Annotated in this window: 2 protein-coding genes; one reads left to right on the top strand and one right to left on the bottom strand. The window is 62.9% G+C overall.

The window, feature by feature from the left end; all coding sequences use genetic code 11:
- Positions 1 to 554, bottom strand: a 554-nt coding sequence (locus tag EN932_RS36980) for a response regulator transcription factor (protein ID WP_164890884.1), incomplete at its 3' end; no start/stop codon positions are given.
- A gap of 175 nt (positions 555 to 729) precedes the next feature.
- On the opposite strand from EN932_RS36980, the gene EN932_RS36975 reads away from it, so the two are divergent.
- On the top strand, positions 730 to 927 hold a 198-nt coding region (locus EN932_RS36975), incomplete at its 3' end, for a fumarylacetoacetate hydrolase family protein (protein WP_206524068.1).

Raw genomic sequence — 927 nt, 5'->3', positions numbered from 1 at the left:
CCCACCTGCAGCTCGTAGGCGATCTGCTTGTTGAGCAGGCCCTGGCGCAGCATCTGCAGCACGCGCAGTTGCTGCGGCGTTAGCGTCGACAGGCGCTGCACCATGTCGGCGCGGTCGGCGCTGTCGGCGTCCGGCGGCCGGCCTTCATAGGTCTCCGGCACATAGATCGCGCCTTCCATCACCGAGCGGATGGCTGCGGCGAGGTCGCTCTTGCGCGCCGATTTCGGGATGAAGCCGGCAGCGCCATAGGACAGCGCTTCGGAAATGATCTTCGGCTCCTCGTAACCAGAGACGATCACCACGGGCAGGCGCGGATAGCGGGTCCGGAGTTGCAGCAGGCCGTCAAAACCGTGCACGTCGGGCATCGAGAGGTCGAGAAGCGCGAGGTCGAACGGCTTGGCATCGGCCAGAAGATCGAGCGCCTCGGTGATCGAGCGCGCCTCCACCGTGTCGACTTCCGGATAGGCCATCTGCACGGCGCTGTGCAGCGCCTCACGAAACAGCGGATGGTCGTCGATGATCAGAAACCGGGCGCGATCGTGGGTTGCGGTCATGGGGTTCATTTCAGTTCGTGAGCGATTAGAATAACCTCTCCACCATGGCCAGATTATTGCCAAATAGTATATCGCCATCTCCGGCGGAAAGTGCCGCCGGCACTTTCTCGACCAAATCGCCTTGTCCAGGCCCCCAAATCGGTCGAATGTTCCGGCAACCAAGCAGAGACCCTTGATGACAGAATTCGTCCTTCCCCTGCCCGCAACCGCATCGGTGGCCGTTGCCGGCTCGTCCGATCGTTTTGCGGTGCGCCGTATCTACTGCGTCGGCCGCAACTACGCGGCGCATGCCCGCGAATTCGGCAATGACGAGCGTGATCCGCCCTTCTTCTTCACCAAGCCGGCCGACGCGGTGGTCGATTCCGGCACCGCT

Source organism: Mesorhizobium sp. M7A.F.Ca.US.002.01.1.1, from assembly GCF_004022955.1.
GTDB classification, from domain to species: domain Bacteria; phylum Pseudomonadota; class Alphaproteobacteria; order Rhizobiales; family Rhizobiaceae; genus Mesorhizobium; species Mesorhizobium ciceri.
This window is presented reverse-complemented; position numbering and strand designations above follow the sequence as displayed.